This window comes from Geodermatophilus sp. SYSU D01105 (assembly GCF_054050095.1).
In genome coordinates this window covers 39528-59767 of the sequence record NZ_JBJGYR010000027.1, presented here as the reverse complement: position 1 = coordinate 59767, position 20240 = coordinate 39528, and the positions used below count along the sequence as shown (strand labels likewise).

Genomic DNA, 20240 nt, shown 5'->3' with positions numbered 1-20240 from the left:
TGGCCGCGGCGGACGTGGGGGGTGAGAGATGTTCCCCGGGATCTGCGGCACCCGGCTGGCCGGGCGGGCCCCCCTACCCGGGGGCCGGGGGCCCCGCTCGTCCCTGCGGTCAGCGACCGCGGGAGACCATCTGCCGTCCCCACGCCACCACGCCGGTGAGGTCGGCCCGGATGCCCGGGACGAGGGCGGCCAGGCCGTAGGTGAGCAGGCCGGCGAGCAGGCCGGCCGCCAGGCGTCCGGGCGCGGGCCACGCGACGACCAGCTGGGTGACCAGGAAGCAGACCGCGCCCCCGGCAGCGGCGCACGCGGTGATCCGCAGTGCCCCCAGCAGCAGCTGCCGGATCGGCAGCACGGTGATCCGGGACAGCCACCACAGCGACAGCGGCCACTCCAGCAGCGCGGCCGACGCGTAGCCGGCGGCGACGCCGACGACCCCGAACGCACTGCCGACGCCGATGCAGGCGGCCTTCAGGACCAGGGTCACCGCGGTGTAGCGCAGCAGCTCCCCGGACAGCCCGCGGGACAGGTACACCCAGTGGCCGACGAAGGACAGCGTCTGCGCGCTGCCGGCCACGGCGAGCAGGGCCAGCACCGGGGCCACCTGGTGCCAGCGGTCCCCGAGCATGACGTCGACCAGCGGACCGGCGGCCCCCGCTCCCAGGCCCATGCCGGCGACCAGGGTGAAGCCGAGGGCCAGCTGGCTGCGGCGCAGGTACTCACCGGAGCGCTCCAGGTCGTCCTGGATGCGGGCCAGCACCGGGACCGCGACCGTGGTGGCCGGGGAGCGCAGCTGGTTGAGCGGGCTCATCAGCAGCTGGAACCCGCGGTTGTAGACGCCCAGCGCCACCGGCCCGGCCCACAGGCCCAGCGCCAGGTTGTCCAGGTTGTTGCCCGCGTAGTAGAGGACCGACGTGCCGGTGAGTCCCCCGCCGAAGCGCAGGAACGGCCGCAGGCCCACCCCCCGCCGGGGCCGGCGCGGCACCCACCGCCCCAGCGCGACCACGGCCACGAGGGCGGCCGTCGCCTGGGTGAGCTGCTGCGCGACCAGGGCCCAGTAGCCGGCGCCGGCGAGGGCGGTGGCCACCGCCACGGCGAAGGAGAGCAGCTGGGCGACCAGGTCCGAGCCGGCCACCGCGCCGAAGCGCAGGTCGCGCGTCAGACCGGCCCGGTACTGGGTCGCCAGGCCGTTGAGCACGAAGGTCAGGGACAGCGCGCGGACCACGGGCTCGAGCGCGGGCTGGTCGAACGCGCTCGCGACCGGGCCGGCGGCGGCCACGGCGGCCACCGCGAGCACCAGCCCGGCGGCGGTGTTGAGCCAGAAGAGGCCGTCCCGCTGGTGCGGGGTCAGCGACGGTGCGCGGATGGCGGCGGTGGACAGCCCGAGGTCGCGCACGACCTCGCCGATGCCGACGACCAGCAGGCCGACGGCGAGCAGGCCGTAGTCGCGGGGGGCGAGCAGCCGCGCGAGCACCACCACCGACGCCAACTGCAGGAGGATCCGCAGCCCCTGCCCGACCAGCGTGACGCCGGCACCCCGGGCGGCGACCCGGCCCAGGTCCGCCGGTGCGGACGAGGACGGCGCGACCGCCTCGGCGGCGGGCGCCCCGCTCTCAACGGGCGGCATGCTGCTGCTCCACGGGGACCGAGGGGACCGGCAGGTCGGCGGGGACCGGTGGGCGGGCGTACTCACCGGCCACGTAGCCGAAGGCACCGACGACCAGCCCGGCGTAGCTGGCGGCGGTCGCGGCTGCGGCCCCCCGGGCGGCGTCGTCCCGCCGGACCGTCGCCGCGAGCCACCGCGTCGACGCCTGCGGGATGCGCACGGCGGCCTTGGCCAGGACGACGGCGCGGGTGCGGCACCGCCGGACCGGCCCGGCCGCCAGGTGGACCTCGGCGCGGCTCCACGAGCTGCCCGAGCGGAAGCTGCGCCGGAGCACCCACCGCCGGGTCAGGCGCGCGGCGGGGACGTGCTCGGTCGCCTCGGCCTCGTCGCACCAGCGCAGCCCGGCCCCCCGGTGTGCCAGGGCGTGGGTGAACAGGGTGTCCTCGCCGCCGGTGAGGCCCAGCCGCTCGTCGAAGGTCAACCCCAGCTCGCGCACGCGGGCCACGTCGAGCAGCAGGTTGCCGGCTCCGGCGCCGAGCAGGAGGGAGCCGGTCGCGCACCGCCGGCGGTCGAAGACCCCGGTCCCGGCGATCCACGGGTCGACGGGCGCGTCGAGGCGGGCCGCGACGGGGCCGGCGACAGCGGCGCAGCCCCACAGCCGCCAGGAGGCGACCAGCGTGGCCAGCCAGCCGGGGCCGGGCAGCTCGTCGTCGTCGATGAAGACCAGCGCGTCGGCGCCGGAGGCCTCGGCGAGCGCGCGGTTGCGTGCCGCGGAGATCCCCGGCCGGGGCTCGTGGACGTAGCGGACACCGCGACCGGCCCAGGCGCCGACCAGGTCGGCGGCGCTGGCCTCGGGGTCGTTGTCCACGACGACGACCTCCGCCGGCGGCAGGAGGGTGGCGGCCTGCGTGACCAGCTCGTCGAGGAGCGGGGGCAGGAGCTCGGTCCGCCGGTAGGTGAGCACGGCCACGACCGTGGTCGCCCCGATGTCGACTTCGGACACGTTCTCCCCCTCGCCCAGGCGCGACCGGTGTCGCACCGGGTACATCGACGTCCCGGCAGGAGAACTTGAAGCGCGGCCGATCTCCGTCGCCGGCCGATTCGGCCACACCATTCCGGCCGGTTCCCCGCGCGGAGCCCACTTTATGGTCCTGCCGTTCTCCCGAGGGGTCGGACAGGTCCTTTCGGGTGATGTCCGCATTCGGGGGGAGCGGTGTCGGGCCGGTCCGTGGGAACGTGCGCAGGTCCCCTTCTCGCACTTTCCGGAGAACCGTTCTCCGCGGCGTGCCGAGGGGGCAGCAGTCGCGCGCAGATCGGGGGACCATGGACGTGCTCGCCCTGCCGGGCCAGGCGGTGGACACCGTCCTGCTCGCCGGCGCCGTGGCGGCGGTCGGTGCCCTCGGCGTGGTCGCCATGCGGCACGCCCCGCGACTGGCCTTCGCCGTCTGGCTGCTCGTGCTGTGCCTGGTGCCGGTGTGGGCCGGGGTCTCGATCGTGCTCGAGTGGGAACCCGAGGTGCTGGTCACCCTCGTCGTCCTCGCCGTCCTGGTGTCCCTCCGCCCCCGGGGCGGTGCGCGACTGGCCGGCCGGCTGACGCTGGCCGACGGCGTGGTCGTGCTGTTCGTCCTCGCCGGGCTGGTCCCGATCGCCACCGGCGCCACGAGCATCAGCGACGTCTTCGTGCTGGTGGCGCAGTGGACGGGGGCGTTCCTCGTCGGCCGGCTGGTCGGCCAGCGGATCGGCCTGCACTGGGTGTACGGCGCGGTCGCGGTGGCGTTCACGCTCGTCGCGGTCCTCGCGCTGGTGGAGTTCGCGACCGGCTGGAACCCGTTCGTGCAGATCCCCGGGCAGGGCAGGCTCCACGTCGACTGGGCACCGATCCAGGAGCGCGGCGGGCGGGCCCGGGCCGAGGGCGCCTTCGGTCACTCCATCGCGCTCGGCGCGAGCCTGGCCCTGGCCGTCCCACTGACCCTGGCCGCGCCGTTCCGCGCCGCGGTGCGCGTGCCGATGGCGGTGCTCATGGTCGCCGCCGCGGCCGTGACGTTCAGCCGGGTGGGGCTGGCCACCGCCGTGTTCGGGATCGCGCTGTGCGTGGCGTTCCTGCGCAGTGGCCTGTCGACGCGGGTGCGGGTGGTCGTCACCGCCGGGCTCGTCGTCGTCGGCGCGGGCTTCGCGTCCCTGCTGTCCGGGGTGTTCTCCGCGGCGGGGTCGGAGGCCACCGACAGTGCCGGCTACCGCTGGGCGCTGCTGGAACTCGTCCCCGACATCGAGCTGTTCGGCCGCTCCAGCAGCGCCTACGGGCTGGCCTCGGGGGAGCGGTTCTTCGGCGCCTTCCGGTCCATCGACAACGCGCTGCTGCTGCTGGGCTTGCGCTACGGGTGGGTGCCGCTGGTCCTGGTCACCGTCCTGCTGCTGGTCGCGTGCGGCTACGTGCTCAGCGGCCGGGCGACCGCGCCGACGATCGCGGTCGTCGCGCAGATCCCCTCCTTCGTGAGCGTCGCGCTCATCACCCAGTACGCCACCTTCCTGTGGTTCGTCGCCGGGCTGGCCGTCTACAGCCAGTCGGTCGCGCGGAAGGGGGCCGAGCCGGCGCGCAACGGTCCGCAACCCGAGGTGGGGCCCTCACCCGAAATGGTGAGGGTGCCAGTCGGTTGACACATTTCTCGCTTACCTTTCCTGGACGCACATCGCTGCTGGTGGTGTTGGCCACCGCGAGAGGAACATCGTGGCTCTGCGCACATTCCTGACCGTTCTGGGACGCCGCGCCCGGATCGTCGTCGCCGTCTTCCTGATCTGCGTGGCCGGGAGCGGGCTGGCCACCTGGCTGGCGACGCCGACCTACACGGCCCAGGCCACCCTGTTCTTCTCGGTCGGGGCGGCCGAGAGCGTCGACGACCTGCAGCAGGGGGGCAACGCCACCCGCGCGCAGATGACGTCCTACGCGAGCCTCGTGGAGACGCCGTCGGTGCTGCAGCCGGTCATCGACCGGCTCGACCTCGCCGAGACCACCTCCTCACTGGCCGGGCAGGTGGACGTCACCGCGCCCAGCGACACCGTCCTGCTCGAGATCGAGGTCACCGACACCGACGCGGGACAGGCGGCCCGCATCGCCAACGCGGTCGCCGACCAGGTGATCACCGTCGTGGAGGACCTCTCGCCGACCGGCACCGACGCGGTGCGGCCGGCCATCGAGGCCACCGTGGTCGCGCCGGCGGAGACGCCGCGGAAGACCTCCTCGCCCGACGTGCTGCTGAACCTGGCGGCCGGGATCGTCCTCGGGCTCGGCCTCGGCGTCCTCGCCGCACTCGGCCGGGACGCGCTCGACACCCGGGTGCGCACCGCCACCGAGGTCGCCGCCCTCACCAACCGGCCGGTCATCGGCAACCTCGGTGTGGACGGCGGCCGCCAGCGGCGCGTCGCGGTGGAGGCCGCGCCGCACAGCCCGCAGGCGGAGGAGTACCGCCAGTTGCGGACGAACCTCCAGTTCCTCGACGTCGGCCGCCGGGGCGAGCTCGGCGACGGCGCCCGCACCTCCCGCGGCGTGCTGGCGGTCACCTCGTCGCTGGCCGCGGAGGGCAAGTCGACCGTCGCCGTGAACCTCGCCGTCGCGCTGGCCGAGACCTCCGCCCGGGTGCTGCTGGTCGACGCCGACCTGCGCCGCCCCTCGGTGGCGACCCGGCTCGGGCTCGAGGGGTCGGCCGGCCTGACCACCGTGCTGCTCGGCCAGGCCGAGGTGTCCGACGTCGTCCAGGAGTGGGGCCGCACGGGCCTGGAGGTGCTGACGTCCGGCGTCCTGCCCCCCAACCCCACCGAGCTGCTGGCCTCGCCGGCGATGCACCGGCTGCTCGACCAGCTGCGGGCCTCCTACGACCACGTCGTCATCGACTGCCCGCCGCTGCTGCCGGTCGCCGACGGCACCATCCTCTCGACCCTGGTCGACGGCACGATAGTGCTGGCCAACGCGACGAAGGTGCGCCGCCACCAGCTGGCGGAGAGCCTGCGCAACCTGTCCCAGGTCGACGCGCGGGTCCTCGGGGTGGTGCTCAACCAGCTCGACCGCGGCAAGGACACCTACGGGTACTCCCGGGACGCCGCCGTCGGCGCCGGTGGGCAGGCCACCGCGGCCGGCCGGGACACCGTCCCCGTCGAGCCGGGCGCCGTCGCCCGGGCCGGCAAGCAGCCCGTCGGCTGAGCATGGTCGCCGCGCAGGCGGCTCGCCCGCCGTTCCCGGTGCTGGTGGTCTGCACGGGCAACATCTGCCGCTCGCCGGCCGCGGAGCTGCTGCTCCGGGCCGGCCTGGGGGAGGGCGCGGGCGTCGCGGTGGCCAGCGCCGGGCTCGCCGCCCTGACCGGGGAGCCCGTCGCGGCCCCGATGGCCCGGCTGCTGGCCGCACGCGGCGTCGACCCGGAGGGCTTCGCCGCCCGCCAGCTGGAGCCGCTCGGGGTGCGCTCCGCGGGCCTGGTGCTGACCATGACGACCGAGCAGCGGTCGGCGGTGGTGACCCGGGCCCCGGCGGCCGTCCGGCGCACCTTCGCCCTGCGGGAGTTCGCCGACCTGGCCCGGCTGGGCGGCGCCGCGCTCGACCAGCGGCACCCGGCCGACCGGCTGGCCGCCCTGGTCGCCGCGGCGCCGCGGCTGCGGGCACTGCGCACGGGTCCCCGGGACGACGACGTGGAGGACCCCCACGGGCGTCCCGACGAGGTCTTCGCCCGCGCGTTCACCCGGATCGAGGGCGCCGTCGACGCGCTCCTCGACGTCGTCGTCCCGCGTCCTGCTCGCACTGCGTGATCGGAGGCGGGGACAGCCCGCCAGGTCAGCTACGCACTTTCGGGTGGATGACCCCTCCGGGCGATGACTGTCCGTAGTCGTCTCTGGTCCACTGGACGGGACAAGGCAGCACGTCCTGCCACGGGGGAGAAGCACGCATGTCTCGAGTGATCGGGTACGCGCCGGGCGCGTACGACCTGTTCCACATCGGCCACCTCAACCTGCTGCGGCACGCCGCCGAGCAGTGCGACCACCTCATCGCCGGGGTGGTCTCCGACGAGATGCTCGTCCTGACCAAGGGCCGGGCCCCGGTGATCCCGCTGGCCGAGCGGATGGAGATCGTCCGCAGCCTGCGCATCGTCGACGAGGTCCACGCCGAGGTGGTCCCGGACAAGATCGACACCTGGCGCGAGGTCGGCTTCGACGTCATCTTCAAGGGCGACGACTGGCGCGGCACGGAGAAGGGCGACCGGCTGGAGCGGGACTTCGCCGCGGTCGGCGTGGAGGTCCGCTACTTCCCGTACACGGTGCACACGTCCAGCACGGCACTGCGCCGGGCCCTGGTCGCCCTCGAGGGCGGCGCGGCGCGCGAGCCCCGGGTGGCCCGTGGCGCCGTCCTGGCCGGGGACGGCCGCCGGTGACCGTCCCGGCCGAGCGCATGGCCGCCGACCGGCGGCGGCTGCGCATCCCGCCCGTGCTGATGTACCACTCGATCTGCCCGGCCGGCCGGCCCGACCCGCACCGGGTCCGGGTCACCCCCGACCGGCTCGACCGGCACCTGCGGCTGCTGCGCCGGCTGGGCCTGCGGGGCGTCTCGCTGGCCGAGCTGCTCGACGCCCAGCAGCGGGGGGCCGCGGCCGGGCTGGTGGGGCTGACCTTCGACGACGGGTACGCCGACTTCGTCGAGCACGCCGTCCCCGTCCTCGCCCGGCACGGCATGACCGCCACCCTCTACGTGGTGGCCGGGCTGCTCGGCGGGCAGAACGCGTGGGACGACGGACCGCGGCTGGACCTGCTGGACGCCGACGGGGTCCGGTCGGTGGTCGCGGCCGGGCACGAGGTGGGCAGCCACACCCTCACCCACGCCGACCTGCGCGGTGCCGACGCGGCGACCCTGGAGCGTGAGGTCGCCGGCAGCCGCCGCGTGCTGGAGGACGTGCTCCAGGCGGAGGTGCCGGGGTTCTGCTACCCGTGGGGCTACTTCGACGCGGCCGCCGCCGACGCGGTCCGCGCGGCGGGCTACGACCACGCCTGCGTGACCGGGGACCACCTGCCCGGCGACCGCTTCACCCTGCCGCGGTTCTACGTCGCTCCCGGCGACCGCGCTCCGCACGTGCTGGCCAAGCTCGCCCGGCACGCCGTGCGCATGCGCGGCGTCTGACCGGCGTGGTCGGGCGGGTGTCCCCGTCGGCCGCGGGCTCCCGGGGAGCCGCGCGCCGCACCGGGCGGCGGCGTGCGCTCGGGTTGCTCGCGGTGCTCCTCCTGGGAGGCGGCTGCGGCGGTCCGGCCGCCGGTCCCGTGGCCTCGGGGACCCCCCGCCCGTCGTCGTCCCCGGAGCCGCTGCCCGACCTGGGCCCCGGCGTCCACGAGGTCGAGGTCGGCGGCCAGGCCGCGATCGTCGTCCGCCCGGAGCAGCCCAACGGCCGGCTGGTCGTCTACGCCCACGGCTACGAGGCCCGCGCCACCGCCCTGCTCAACGGCGAGGCGTTCGGGGAGCTCACCGACGGGCTGGTGGCCGCCGGGTACGTGGTGGCCGCCAGCGACGCCGAGGGGGACGCCTGGGGGAGCGCGGCGAGCGTGGACGCCCACGCTGCCCTCGCCGCCGCCGTGAGCGACCTCGTGCACCCCACGGACGTGTACCTCGTGGCCGAGTCGATGGGCGGGCTGGCCGGCGCGCGCCTGGTCGAGGACCGGCGCATCGAGGGGCTGCGCGCCTACGCCGCCATCTACCCGCTGTGCGACCTAGGCTCGGTCTACGACGACTACGCCGACTCGATCGACGCCGCGCACGGGCCCGCGGTGGCCGACGCCCTCGAGGAACTCTCCCCGGTGGCTCTCGGCGGCGGCGTGCCCGCACTCTTCTGGGCGTCCGAGGACGACACCGTGGTCGAGAAGGACCGCAACGCCGACGTCTGCGCCGCGCAGGTGGTCGCCGACGGCGGCAGCGCGACCGTCGTCGCCACCGAGGGGGAGCACGGCGACCCGTCCAACTTCGACCTGCCCGCCCTGCTCGAGTTCTTCGACGCCGCCGCCGGCTGACCGCGCCGGCCGCTGCCCGTGCGCGGCGGCACCCTCCCGGCCCGCGGACTAACCTGGGTTCCCGGCCCCCCGCGCACCCGGCGCGACGTGCGTGGCCCGGACTCTGTAGGAGACGGTCTCGTGACCTTGCGCGGCGTGCTCGACGTCGTCCTCACCGATCCCGGCATGGCCCGCGTCGTCGCCGCGGCCGGGACCGCGGAGCTGGCGGTCACCGCACCGCCGTCCGTGCAGCCGCTGGTGGCGGCGGCCCTGGCCGCGGGCGACGGCGGCGCCGGGGTCCCGGTGCTCGTCGTGACCGCGGGGGAGCGGGACGCCGACGCCGTCGCCGACCAGCTGCGCTGCTTCCTGCCCGACCGGCGCACCGAGGTGTTCCCGGCCTGGGAGACGCTGCCGCACGAGCGGCTGTCCCCCCGCGCGGACACCGTCGGCCGCCGGCTGGCGGTGCTCCGCGACCTCACGCACCCCGGCGTGGGCGGTGCCATCGACGTGCTGGTCGCGCCGGTGCGCAGCGTGCTGCAGCCGCTGGCGCCCGGCCTGGGCGACCTCGTGCCGGTCGAGCTGCGGCCGGGCGACACCGCCGAGCTCGACGACGTCGCCCGCGCGCTGGCCGACGCCGCCTACACCCGCGTGGAGCTGGTGGAGAAGCGGGGCGAGTTCGCCGTCCGCGGCGGCCTGCTCGACGTCTTCCCGCCCACCGAACCGCACCCGGTCCGCGTGGAGTTCTGGGGCGACGAGGTCGACGAGCTGCGGTACTTCTCCGCCGCCGACCAGCGCTCCCTCGACGAGCGTCCCGAGCGGCTGTGGGCCCCGCCGTGCCGCGAGCTGCTGCTCACCGACGCGGTGCGTGCGCGGGCCGCGGCCCTGGCCGTCGAGCACCCCGGTCTGCTGGAGATCCTCGGCAAGCTCGCCGAGGGGATCGCCGTCGAGGGCATGGAGTCGCTGACCCCCGCGCTCATCGAGGGCGACCTCCAGCTGCTCACCGACCTGGTGCCGCGCGGCACCCACGTCCTGGTCTGCGACCCCGAGCGCGTGCGCAGCCGGGCCGCCGACCTGGTGCGCACCGCCGAGGAGTTCCTCGCCGCGTCCTGGGCCACCGCCGCCGAGGCCGGGGAGGCACCGCTCGACCTCGGGGCGTCGTCCTTCCGGGACCTCGCCGACGTCGAGTCCGCCGCTCGCGGCCGCGGCCTGCCGTGGTGGCGCACCGGCGCGTTCACCCTGGTCAGCGAGGACGACGACACGCACGTCACCCTCGACGCCACGACGGTGGAGCGCTTCGCCGGCGACGTGCCCAAGGCTATCGACACGATGCGCGGCTGGCACCGCGAGGGGTGGCGGGTCGTCGTCACCTTCGCCGGGCCCGGCCCCGCGCAGCGCGCCGCCGACCAGTTCACCGAGGCCGACCTCGGCACCCGGCTGGTCCCCGACATCGCCGGGGCGCCCGAGCCGCGGCTGACCCTCGTCACCCAGGGCAACCTGGAGGCCGGCTTCGCCTTCCCCGGCGTGGGCCTGGCGCTGCTCACCGAGCACGACCTCACCGGCTCGCGCGGGACGACGATGCGTGACGCGGTGAAGATGCCGGCCCGCCGCCGCAACGCCGTCGACCTGGTGCAGTTGCAGCCCGGCGACCTCGTCGTGCACGAGCACCACGGCATCGGCCGTTACATCGAGATGGTCAGCCGCACCGTCAACGGCGGGCAGCGGGACTACCTGATCGTCGAGTACGCGCCGTCGAAACGGAACCAGCCGCCGGACCGGCTGTTCGTGCCCACCGACGCCCTCGACCAGCTGACGCGCTACGTCGGCGGGGAGGCGCCGGCGCTGTCCAAGCTCGGCGGCGCGGACTGGCAGAAGACCAAGGGCCAGGCCCGGCGGGCGGTCAAGCAGATCGCCGCGGAGCTGATCCGGCTCTACTCCGCGCGCATGGCCACCAAGGGCCACGCCTTCGGGCCGGACACCGTGTGGCAGCGCGAGCTCGAGGACGCCTTCCCGTTCCAGGAGACCCCCGACCAGCTCGCCGCGATCGACGAGGTCAAGGCGGACATGCAGAACCCGGTCCCGATGGACCGGATCATCTGCGGCGACGTCGGCTACGGGAAGACCGAGATCGCCGTCCGGGCGGCGTTCAAGGCCGTGCAGGACGGCAAGCAGGTCGCCGTCCTGGTGCCGACGACGCTGCTGGCCAACCAACACTTCAAGACCTTCTCCGAGCGGTTCGCCCAGTTCCCGGTGAAGGTGCAGGTGCTCTCCCGCTTCCAGTCCGACGCCGAGACCCGGCAGATCCTCGAGGAGCTGGCCCGCGGCGAGGTGGACGTGCTCGTCGGCACCCACCGGCTGCTGCAGCCGACGACCCGCTGGAAGGACCTCGGCCTGGTCATCGTCGACGAGGAGCAGCGCTTCGGCGTCGAGCACAAGGAGTACCTGAAGACCATGCGGACGGCGGTCGACGTCCTGTCGATGTCGGCCACCCCGATCCCGCGCACCCTGGAGATGTCGCTGACCGGCATCCGCGAGATGTCGACGATCCTCACCCCGCCGGAGGAGCGGCACCCGGTGCTGACCTACGTCGGCGCGTGGGACGACAAGCAGATGGCCGCGGCGATCCGGCGAGAGCTGCTGCGCGACGGCCAGGTCTTCGTCATCCACAACCGGGTGCAGTCGATCGACAAGGCCGCGGCGAAGATCCGCAACCTGGTGCCCGAGGCCCGCGTCGCCGTCGGCCACGGGCAGATGAAGGAGCACGAGCTCGAGCGGATCATGGTGGGCTTCTGGGAGAAGGAGTACGACGTCCTGGTCGCGACGACGATCGTCGAGTCCGGCCTGGACATCCCCAACGCCAACACGCTGATCGTCGACCGCGCCGACACCTTCGGCCTGTCCCAGCTGCACCAGATCCGCGGCCGCGTCGGCCGGGGGCGGGAGCGGGCCTACGCGTACTTCACCTACGACCCCTCGCGGCCGCTGACCGAGACCTCGGTGGACCGGCTGACCACCATCGCCCACAACACCGACCTGGGTGCCGGCATGGCGGTGGCGATGAAGGACCTGGAGATCCGCGGGTCGGGGAACCTGCTCGGCGGCGAGCAGTCCGGGCACATCGCCGGGGTCGGCTTCGACCTCTACGTCCGGCTGGTCGGCGAGGCGGTCACCGACTACCGGGCGCAGCTGTCCGGCGAGGAGGCCCCGGCCGAGCCGGCCGACGTCCGGGTGGACCTCCCGGTCGACGCGCACCTGCCGCACGACTACGTGCCCGGCGAGCGGCTGCGGATGGAGGCCTACCGCAAGGTGGCCTCGGTGCAGTCCGACGAGCAGGCGCAGGCCGTGCTCGACGAGCTCACCGACCGCTACGGCGCCCCGCCCGCGCCGGTGCTCAACCTGCTGGCCGTCGCCCGCTTCCGGGCCGCGGTGCGGGCGTGGGGGATCACCGAGGTGTCGCTGCAGGGCCGGGCGATCCGGATCTCGCCGGTCCCGCTGCGGGAGTCCCAGCAGATGCGGCTGGCCCGGCTGGCCGACGGCGCGACCTACAAGTCCGCCGTCGACACCATCTCGCTCAAGGTGCCGGTCGGCCCGGACCGCCGGACCCCGCTGCGCGACGTCGCGCTGCTGGAGAACCTGCACTCGCTGCTGGCCTCGGTCCTCGAGCACCCGGTCGCGGCCGCCAGCTGAGCGGAGTGCCACGGGCGCGGGAACTGCGCCCGTGGCACTCCGCTCAGCGCAGGGTCGCCGACACCCGGGCGGCCAGGGTGCCCACGTGCTGCTCGCTGAGCATCCCGACCCGGTCGTCGTCGACGTCGCCGTGGTACCCGGGGACGTCGACCACGGTGAGGTCCCGGGCCACCCGCCGCCAGGCGCCCAGCGTGCCGCGGACGGTGTCCCGGGAGCCCTCGGCCAGGTAGTAGGTCACCGGGCCGGCGACCGGCCCCGGCCGGTAGGCCTCCCCGACCGCCTCCGACCGGGTGAAGAACGCCAGCTCCGCGTCGGCGACGGCCGCCGGTGACCGCGTCGGGGCGGCCGGGGACGGGCGCAGCCGGTCGCGCACCGCGCCCAGCACGCGGCGGGACAGCAGCGTGCGCAGCCGCGCCGCCCAGCGCCGGGAGGTGACCTCCCACCGGCTCAGCGCCGCCTGCGGCGGGCGGACGTCGAGCAGCCCGAGCCACGCGACCGTCTCCCCGTCGCCCTCCAGGGACGTCGCCATCGCCGAGGCCACCAGGCCGCCGAACGAGTAGCCGACGAGGCTGTAGGGCCCGTCCGGCTGGACCCCCCGCACCTGGTCGAGCGCGTGCGCGGCGACCTGCTCGATCGCCAGGTGCTCCCCGCCCGGGCCGGTCAGCCGCGGTTGCAGCCCCAGCACCGGCCGGTCGGTGGCCAGCCGGCGGACCAGCCCGGCGTAGAGGTTCAGCTGTCCCCACGCGTCGGCCACGAAGAAGACCGGCCGGCCGGTCCCGGGGCGCAGCACCGCCACGCCGCCGTCCTCGGGCGACCCGGCGGCGGCCACCGCACGGGCCAGGCCCCGCGGCGTGGGCTGCTCGGCGAACACCTGCAGCGGCACGTCGGCCCCCAGGTCCAGCCGGACCCGCCGCAGCAGGCTGAGCACCTGGCGGGAGGTGCCGCCGAGGTCGGCGAAGTCGTCGTCGGGCCCGATGCCGCCGGTCCGCAGCACCTCGCTCCACAGCCCGGTGACGGCGCGCAGCAGCGGGTCGCCGTCCTCGGCCGCGGGGGCGTCCGGGGCGGTGCCGGCCGCGGCGACGGCCGCCCGGATCGCGTCCAGGCAGGCCGGCGAGCGCAGCGCGCTGGCGTTGGCCACGGGATCGCCGTTCACCGCGTCGCGGGCGGCGCGCTCGGAGCGTTTGCCGTTGTGCGTCAGCGGCAGCTCCGGGACGGCGACCACGAGCGCCGGCACGTGCGCCGCGGAGGCCTGCTCGCGGAGCCTGCGCCGGATGGTCCGGTCCAGCCCGCCGTCGAGCGCGGCCCCCTCGCGCAGCACGACCAGCAGCACCATCCGGGTGGCACCGGGGCGGTCGGGGTCGCGCTGCTCGACGGCCATCGCGTCGGCGACCTCGGGCAGGTCGCGCAGCACGGTGTAGATCTCGCTGGGCCCGATGCGGACGCCGTCGATGTTGAGGACGCCGTCGGAGCGGCCGTGCAGCCGGGCCGAGCCGTCGGCGTCGAACTCGACGAGGTCGCCGTGGGTCCACATGCCCGGGTGGTCGGCGAAGTAGGAGGCGCGGAAGCGGGCGCCGTCGGGGTCGCGGAGGAAACCCACCGGCCGCGAGGGGAACGGGTTGCGGCAGACGAGCTCGCCGACCGCGCCCACGACCTCGGTGCCGTCCTCGTCGACCGCCGCCACGTCCAGGCCCAGGCTGCGGGTCTGGCAGCGACCCCGCCGCACCGGCTCCTCGGGGCTGCCGAGGACGAAGCAGCCGATGATGTCGGTGCCCCCGGAGATCGACTGCAGCGGCACCGGCCCGACGTGCTCGGCCACCCAGTCGAACTGCCAGTCGTGCAGCACCGCGCCGGTGGAGAGCACCGCCCGCACGCGGGAGAGGTCGTGCTCGGCGGCGGGGGACCACCCCGCGTCCTGGCACAGCTGCAGGTAGGCCGGGCTGGTGCCGAAGACGGTGACCCCGTGCCCGGCGACCAGGTCCCACAGCGTCCGGGGGCCGGTCACCGGACCGTCGTAGGTGACGACGTGCGCGCCCACCGCCAGCGCCGACAGCTGCCAGTTCCACATCATCCAGGCGGTCGTGGTGTGGAAGTACAGCGTGTCGGCGGGCGTCAGGTCGCCGTGCAGGCGGTGTTCCTTGACGTGCTCGAGCAGCGTGCCGCCCGCGCCGTGCACCATCGCCTTGGGCGGGCCGGTGGTGCCGGAGGAGAACATCACGAACAGCGGGGTGTCGAACGGCCGCCGCTCCCACTCAGGCGACGGCCCGGCCCCGGCGACCAGGTCGTCGAGCCGGTCCGCGGGCAGCGCCCCCTCGGGCAGCGGGAGCTTGTCGAGGACGACGAGCCGGCGCACGGTCGGCAGCCCGGCCAGCAGCGCGGCCGCCGTCCCCTCGCCCATGACGGTGCGGTCGACGACGAGGAGCGCCGGCTCGACCTGCTCGAAGCGGCCCAGCAGGGCCGGGGCGCCCATGTCCGGCGCAGCCGTCGAGACCGCCGCGCCCAGGGCGGCCGCGGCCAGCGCCACGACGATCGTGCGGGCGGCGTGCGGCGCGACGAGCACCAGCCGGTCACCGGCCCGCAGGCCCGCCCCGGCCAGCGCCGCCGCGGTGACCTCGACCTCCGCGCGCAGCTGGCCGCGGGTGAGGGTGTCGGCCGGGCGGTCGGCGTGCACGGCGGTCACGGCGGGGGCGTCGTCACCCGCGCCCGGCAGCGGCCGCAGCAGCGCCTCGGCGTAGTTGAGACAGACGCCGGGGAAGAACCGGGCGGTCCGCACGTCGTCCCCGGTGCGGACGACGTCGGCCGAGCCCGACCACGGCAGCTGCGACCAGTCCAGCAGCGTGCGCCAGAACGGCTCCGGCTCGGCCACGGAGAACGCGTGCAGCGCGCCGGGGGCGTCGAGCGGGACGCCGGCGACCTCCTCGCAGCGCGCGCGGAACTCCGCCAGCTGGGACGCGCCGCGGTCGGCCGACCGTCCCGGGGCGGCGGGGGCGAGGGTCATGAGGAGGTCTCCTGTTCCGGGGCGGAGGCGAGGCTGGCCACCCAGCCGTCGGGCACGGGCACGGGGGACACCGGCCAGCCGGCGACGACGCCGTCCGCCCGGCCGATGACGGTGACCGTCGCCGCGGGGTCGTCGCGCAGCCCGGTCCCGCGGGCCTTGAGGACGGCTTCCTTCTGCGTCCAGGCGCGGGTGGCGGCGACCGCGCGGGCCGCGGGCGACAGGAGGGTGAGCGCCCGCCGCTCGCTCGCGCAGAGCCACCCCTCGTCGAGCACCCCGGGGTGCCACGGCGCCACCCGCTCCACGTCGACGCCCACCCGCCGGCCCCGCCCGACCGCGACCAGCCCCAGCGCGCCGCTCGCCGAGCAGTTCGCGTCCAGGCCGGTGCCGTCGAGGGCCAGCCGGGGGCGTCCGGCCGCGGTCGTGGTCAGGGGCACCCGGTCCGGGGCCGTGCCGAGCTCCTCGGCGAGCACCGCGCGGAGGGCGGCGCGCAGCAGCACCCGGCGCCGGTGGACCGGAGGGGTGCCGCGGCGGGCGCGGGCGAGCTCCTCCCGGGACAGGGACGCGGCCGAGCGCGACACCGCGTCGTCGTCCGCCGCCAGGTCCACGAGCCGGACGACGACGTCCCCGCAGGCAGACGCCGGCCAGGAGCGCACGGGCGGCACGGGCAGCGACACCCCGCGATGCTGGCCGCACGGGCGTGGGCGGCGCATCCCTCGTCGGGGGGACGCCGCCGGGGAGGCGGTGCCTGCGCCGTCCCTGACAACCGGTGTGGCACCCTCGCAAGGCGTGCGCACACGTCGCCTGACCACGACCCTGGCCCTCGGCCTGGCCGCGCTGGCCGGGGTCGCCGGCTGCCGGACGTCGCCCAACGTCGCGGCCTACGTCGGGGACGAGCAGGTGACCGTGGCCGAGCTGCAGGCGGCGGTCGACGAGCGCCTGGAGGACCCCGACCTGGCCGCGGCGACCCAGGGCCGGGAGGACGAGTTCACCCGGCTGGTGCTCACCCGGATGGTGCAGTCCGAGGTCTACGCGACGGCGGCCGAGAGGTACGGCGTGACCCTCACCGATGCCGACGTGCAGGCGCGGCTCGACGAGCTCATCGGCGACCAGGACCCCGCCGCGATCTACGCGCAGGCCGCCGCCCAGGGGGTCGGCCGGGCCGACGTCTTCGAGACCGTCCGGCAGCAGCTGGTGCGTCAGCAGATCCTGGCCGAGCAGGGGGTCGACGCGGGGCTCTCGGAGGAGCAGTTGCGGGCCGACTACGAGGAGCAGCTGCCCGGGCTGTCCCGGGTCCAGCTCGGCTACGTGACGGTGCCCGACCAGGCCGCCGCCGACGCGGCCGTGGCCACGCTGCAGGCCGACCCGGCCGCGTACCCGACGGTCGCCGGGCAGTACCCCGGCAGCACCACCCTCCCCCAGCTGCAGCCGCGGGGCCGGGACGAGGTGCCGACCGCCATCGCCGACCAGGTCGGCGCGGCCGCTCCCAACACCGCCTTCACCACCACCGTGAGCGAGGTCCCCGGCGTCCTCGTCGTCTTCGTCGGGGAGCCGGTCACCCCGTCGTTCGAGGAGGTCCGGCCGCAGCTGGAGCAGGCCGCGCAGGCCGAGGTCGACGACGCCGCGCAGCAGCTGGTCGCCGAGGTCCGGGACGGCCTCGACATCACCGTCAACCCGCGCTTCGGCGTCCTCGACGAGGGCCAGGTCGTCCCGGACGACAGCGGCGTGGTCGAGGTCCTCGGCACCGACACGGGGGCCGGGGAGGGCACCGGTCCGGCCGCTGCCGGAGACTGACCGGGTGCCCGTCGCGCTCGCCGTCACCGTCCGCCCGACCCTCCCCGGCCTGCTCGGCCCCGACGGATGGCGGGCGGTCTCCGGAGGGCTCCCGGTCGTGGCGCTGCCCGGTGCCGCCGCCACCGCCGAGGCCCTGCGGGCCGCGGGGTGGGCGGTGGACGACGTGCCGGACGCCGCCGCGGCGGCCGCCCGTCCCGACGAGGTCGTGGCCCTCGTGACCGGGGAGGACGTCGGTGCCGCCGAGGTCGTCGACGGCGCGCCCCTCCCACCGGGGGCCCGGCTGCTCGACGTCGTCGCCGTCATGGACCGGCTGCGCTCACCCGGCGGCTGCCCGTGGGACGCCGAGCAGACCCACGCCTCGCTGCGCGGGTACCTGCTCGAGGAGGCGCACGAGGCCTACGACGCGATCGTCGACGACGACCCGGGCGCGATGCGCGAGGAACTCGGGGACGTGCTGCTCCAGGTGGTGTTCCACGCCCGGGTGGCCGCCGAGGCCGAGCCCGGCCGGCGGTTCACCGTCGACGACGTCGCCGGTGAGCTGGTCGACAAGCTGGTGCGGCGGCACCCGCACGTGTTCGGGGACGCCGGGCCACGGGACGTCGCCCAGGTCGAGGCCGGGTGGGACGAGATCAAGAAGGCCGAGAAGCAGCGCCGGTCGCCGACCGAGGGCGTCTCCCGGTCCCAGCCCGCGGCGTCCTGGGGCGCGGCCCTGGTGCGCCGGGCCGGGCGGGCCGGCCTGCCGGTGCCCGAGCCGGCGGAGCTGTCCACCCGCAGCCCCGAGGAGCTGGGGGAGCGCCTGCTGGCCGTCGTCAGCGGTGCGGCCGCCCGCGGCTGGGACGTCGAGGACGCGCTGCGGGAGGCGGTCCGCCGCTATGCCGGCGAGCTCGACGCGGCCGCGGAGGCCCGGGACGGCGCCGGGCGCTGAGCCCGGCGCCGTCCTCCCGGGTCAGACCAGCGCGGGGGCCGGCTCGGCGGCGGGGGCCGTCCGGCGCTCCCGGACCACCCGACGCAGAAGCGTCGCGACGTAGGACACCGTCAGGCTGAGCACCACCAGCTCGCCGCCGTCCTCGATCGTCCCCATGCTCCCGGCGAGCGGGGTGTCGAGGAACAGGACGTGCAGCTGGTCGACCACGCCGCCGAAGAAGACGTAGGCCGCGACCAGGACGGCCAGCCCGAGGTTCGCCCGTCGGGTCCAGCGGTCGCTGCTGCGGAGGAAGAGGACCACCACCGCGAGCGGCACGACCGACAGCAGCCCCCAGACGAGGATCTCGCCGAGGTCGTTGGCCCGCAGGCCCAGGAAGCCGTCGGAGGGGAACCAGAGGTGCGCGGTGAGCCGGTCGGCCAACCAGGCGCCCTTGTTCTCGTGCAGCCGCAGCTTGTCGTCGGCCAGGGCCGCGGCGAACAGCAGCGCCCAGCCGACCCAGACCGGTCGCCGGGAGAGCACGGCCAGGGTCCCCAGCGAGACGGCGAGTGCGGCCTGCAGGACGTAGCCCCACGTCTCGGAGTGGCCGCCGTCGGCCTCCAGCAGCCACGGGGACGGGTCGAGCAGGTCCAGGCCGAACCGCTCCTCGTACACGACCGAGACCACGACGAACGCCAGGTCGACCAGCAGCAGGCCGGCCAGGAGCGGCCAGCTGAACAACGTCCGCACGCGCGGCCGCGCCGCCCACAGCTCCGAGAACCCCGAGGTCATCCCTGCTCCTCCGCACCGGCCCGACGAGGGCATCCGTCGAGGAGCCAGCAGACCGGCGCCGGACGGGGGCGGACAAGGGGACCGGGGGAGGACCTCCCCCGGACGAGGGGTGCCGGTCGCTCGTCCGCGTCCGGCGTCGCGGTCACGGCCCGGCGACCGGGCTGGCTAGGCTGCCCCCGTGCCCAGCATCGACGCCGTAGGCGCGCGGGAGATCCTCGACTCGCGCGGAAACCCCACCGTGGAGGTCGAGGTCGCCCTCGACGACGGGACGATCACCCGGGCCGCGGTCCCCAGTGGCGCCTCCACCGGCGCGTTCGAGGCGGTGGAGCTGCGCGACGGTGGTGAGCGCTACGGCGGCAAGGGGGTCGGCAAGGCCGTCGACAACGTGCTCGACGTCATCGGCCCCGAGCTCGTCGGCTACGACGCCAGCGAGCAGCGGCTGATCGACCAGCGGCTGCTCGACCTGGACGGGACGCCGAACAAGGAGCGCCTCGGGGCCAACGCGATCCTCGGCGTGAGCCTCGCGGTGGCCAAGGCGGCCGCGGAGTCGGCCGGGCTGCCGCTGTTCCGCTACGTCGGCGGCCCCTCGGCGCACCTGCTGCCGGTGCCGATGATGAACATCCTCAACGGTGGCGCCCACGCCGACAGCAACGTCGACGTGCAGGAGTTCATGATCGCCCCCATCGGCGCGGCGACCTTCACCGAGGCCCTGGCCATGGGCACCGAGACCTACCACGCGCTCAAGGCCGTGCTGAAGGGCCGGGGGCTGTCCACCGGCCTCGGGGACGAGGGCGGTTTCGCCCCCGACCTGCCCAGCAACCGCGACGCGCTCGACCTGATCGGCGCGGCGGTGGAGAAGGCCGGTTACACCGTGGGCGAGGACATCGCCTTCGCCCTCGACGTGGCGGCGACCGAGTTCCACGGCGAGGGCGGCTACGACTTCGAGGGCTCGACCCGGTCGGCGGAGTACCTCACCGACTACTACCGCGAGCTGGTGGAGGCCTATCCGATCGTCTCGATCGAGGACCCGCTGTCCGAGGAGGACTGGGACGGCTGGATCGCGCTCACCGCGGCGCTCGGCGACCGGGTGCAGCTGGTCGGCGACGACCTGTTCGTCACCAACCCGGCCCGGCTGGCCGACGGCATCGCGCGCGGTGCGGGCAACGCGCTGCTGGTGAAGGTCAACCAGATCGGCACGCTCACCGAGACCCTCGACGCGGTCTCCCTCGCCCACCGCAGCGGCTACCGCTGCATGATGAGCCACCGCTCCGGCGAGACCGAGGACACCACCATCGCCGACCTCGCCGTCGCCACCGACTGCGGGCAGATCAAGACCGGCGCTCCGGCGCGCAGTGAGCGGGTGGCGAAGTACAACCAGCTGCTGCGCATCGAGGAGGAGCTCGACGAGGCCGCCCGCTACGCGGGCGCGGCCGCGTTCCCGCGGCTGTCCGGCCGATGAGGTCCCCCGG

Annotated in this window: 15 protein-coding genes; 10 read left to right on the top strand and 5 right to left on the bottom strand. The window is 75.6% G+C overall.

Annotated elements, in window-relative coordinates:
* Window positions 1-109 precede the first annotated feature (109 nt).
* Both ACI79I_RS21275 and ACI79I_RS21270 read right to left on the bottom strand, forming a co-directional pair.
* Complete coding sequence (locus ACI79I_RS21275) at window positions 110-1624, bottom strand: lipopolysaccharide biosynthesis protein (RefSeq protein WP_456994313.1); 1515 nt, start codon at window positions 1622-1624, stop codon at window positions 110-112.
* Window positions 1611-2606 (bottom strand): glycosyltransferase family 2 protein, encoded by a 996-nt coding sequence (locus tag ACI79I_RS21270; protein ID WP_456994312.1) that lies wholly within the window; start codon window positions 2604-2606, stop codon window positions 1611-1613. Before ACI79I_RS21270 ends, ACI79I_RS21275 begins: the two co-directional genes overlap by 14 nt.
* A gap of 320 nt (window positions 2607-2926) precedes the next feature.
* Between ACI79I_RS21270 and ACI79I_RS21265 the strand changes: the two genes are divergently transcribed.
* The 7 genes from ACI79I_RS21265 (at window position 2927) to mfd (ending at window position 12292) form a co-directional block, all read left to right on the top strand.
* Window positions 2927-4258: a hypothetical protein gene (locus ACI79I_RS21265; RefSeq protein ID WP_456994311.1), complete on the top strand. Its 1332-nt coding sequence runs from the start codon at window positions 2927-2929 to the stop codon at window positions 4256-4258.
* 70 nt (window positions 4259-4328) lie between these two features.
* Complete coding sequence (locus ACI79I_RS21260) at window positions 4329-5795, top strand: polysaccharide biosynthesis tyrosine autokinase (RefSeq protein WP_456994310.1); 1467 nt, start codon at window positions 4329-4331, stop codon at window positions 5793-5795.
* Between the two features lie 2 nt (window positions 5796-5797).
* Window positions 5798-6391 (top strand): arsenate reductase/protein-tyrosine-phosphatase family protein, encoded by a 594-nt coding sequence (locus ACI79I_RS21255; protein WP_456994309.1) that lies wholly within the window; start codon window positions 5798-5800, stop codon window positions 6389-6391.
* Window positions 6392-6528: 137 nt separating this feature from the next.
* Window positions 6529-7011, top strand: a complete 483-nt coding sequence (locus ACI79I_RS21250; protein WP_456994308.1) for an adenylyltransferase/cytidyltransferase family protein — start codon at window positions 6529-6531, stop codon at window positions 7009-7011.
* On the top strand, window positions 7008-7751 hold the full coding sequence (locus ACI79I_RS21245; RefSeq protein WP_456994307.1) for a polysaccharide deacetylase family protein: 744 nt from the start codon (window positions 7008-7010) through the stop codon (window positions 7749-7751). Before ACI79I_RS21250 ends, ACI79I_RS21245 begins: the two co-directional genes overlap by 4 nt.
* A gap of 92 nt (window positions 7752-7843) precedes the next feature.
* Window positions 7844-8629, top strand: coding sequence for a hypothetical protein (locus tag ACI79I_RS21240; protein WP_456994306.1), 786 nt, complete (start codon window positions 7844-7846; stop codon window positions 8627-8629).
* A gap of 120 nt (window positions 8630-8749) precedes the next feature.
* Complete coding sequence (mfd, locus tag ACI79I_RS21235; RefSeq protein ID WP_456994305.1) at window positions 8750-12292, top strand: transcription-repair coupling factor; 3543 nt, start codon at window positions 8750-8752, stop codon at window positions 12290-12292.
* Window positions 12293-12335: 43 nt separating this feature from the next.
* Here the strand turns inward: mfd and ACI79I_RS21230 are convergent, their stop codons facing one another.
* Window positions 12336-15287: an acetoacetate--CoA ligase gene (locus ACI79I_RS21230; RefSeq protein WP_456994304.1), complete on the bottom strand. Its 2952-nt coding sequence runs from the start codon at window positions 15285-15287 to the stop codon at window positions 12336-12338.
* Entirely contained in the window at window positions 15284-15961 is a 678-nt protein-coding gene (locus ACI79I_RS21225; protein WP_456994303.1) for a 4'-phosphopantetheinyl transferase family protein, read from the bottom strand. Before ACI79I_RS21225 ends, ACI79I_RS21230 begins: the two co-directional genes overlap by 4 nt.
* A gap of 112 nt (window positions 15962-16073) precedes the next feature.
* On the opposite strand from ACI79I_RS21225, the gene ACI79I_RS21220 reads away from it, so the two are divergent.
* Both ACI79I_RS21220 and ACI79I_RS21215 read left to right on the top strand, forming a co-directional pair.
* Window positions 16074-17078: a SurA N-terminal domain-containing protein gene (locus ACI79I_RS21220; protein WP_456994302.1), complete on the top strand. Its 1005-nt coding sequence runs from the start codon at window positions 16074-16076 to the stop codon at window positions 17076-17078.
* Window positions 17079-17082: 4 nt separating this feature from the next.
* Window positions 17083-18003 carry a MazG family protein gene (locus ACI79I_RS21215; protein WP_456994301.1) on the top strand — a complete coding sequence of 307 codons (921 nt, stop codon included), beginning with the start codon at window positions 17083-17085 and terminating at the stop codon, window positions 18001-18003.
* 21 nt (window positions 18004-18024) lie between these two features.
* On the opposite strand, the gene ACI79I_RS21210 is transcribed toward ACI79I_RS21215, so the two are convergent.
* Window positions 18025-18771 (bottom strand): hypothetical protein, encoded by a 747-nt coding sequence (locus ACI79I_RS21210; protein ID WP_456994300.1) that lies wholly within the window; start codon window positions 18769-18771, stop codon window positions 18025-18027.
* A 178-nt stretch (window positions 18772-18949) separates the two neighbouring features.
* Between ACI79I_RS21210 and eno the strand changes: the two genes are divergently transcribed.
* Window positions 18950-20230, top strand: a complete 1281-nt coding sequence (eno, locus tag ACI79I_RS21205; protein WP_456947433.1) for a phosphopyruvate hydratase — start codon at window positions 18950-18952, stop codon at window positions 20228-20230.
* The last annotated feature ends 10 nt before the right edge of the window (window positions 20231-20240 follow it).

Bases quoted from the DNA above. Each gene is read 5' to 3' on its own strand.
- ACI79I_RS21275 (WP_456994313.1), bottom strand. From the start codon at position 1,624: ATGCCGCCCGTTGAGAGCGGGGCGCCCGCCGCCGAGGCGGTCGCGCCG.
- ACI79I_RS21265 (WP_456994311.1), top strand. From the start codon at position 2,927: ATGGACGTGCTCGCCCTGCCGGGCCAGGCGGTGGACACCGTCCTGCTC.
- ACI79I_RS21255 (WP_456994309.1), top strand. From the start codon at position 5,798: ATGGTCGCCGCGCAGGCGGCTCGCCCGCCGTTCCCGGTGCTGGTGGTC.
- ACI79I_RS21250 (WP_456994308.1), top strand. From the start codon at position 6,529: ATGTCTCGAGTGATCGGGTACGCGCCGGGCGCGTACGACCTGTTCCAC.
- ACI79I_RS21230 (WP_456994304.1), bottom strand. From the start codon at position 15,287: ATGACCCTCGCCCCCGCCGCCCCGGGACGGTCGGCCGACCGCGGCGCG.
- ACI79I_RS21210 (WP_456994300.1), bottom strand. From the start codon at position 18,771: ATGACCTCGGGGTTCTCGGAGCTGTGGGCGGCGCGGCCGCGCGTGCGG.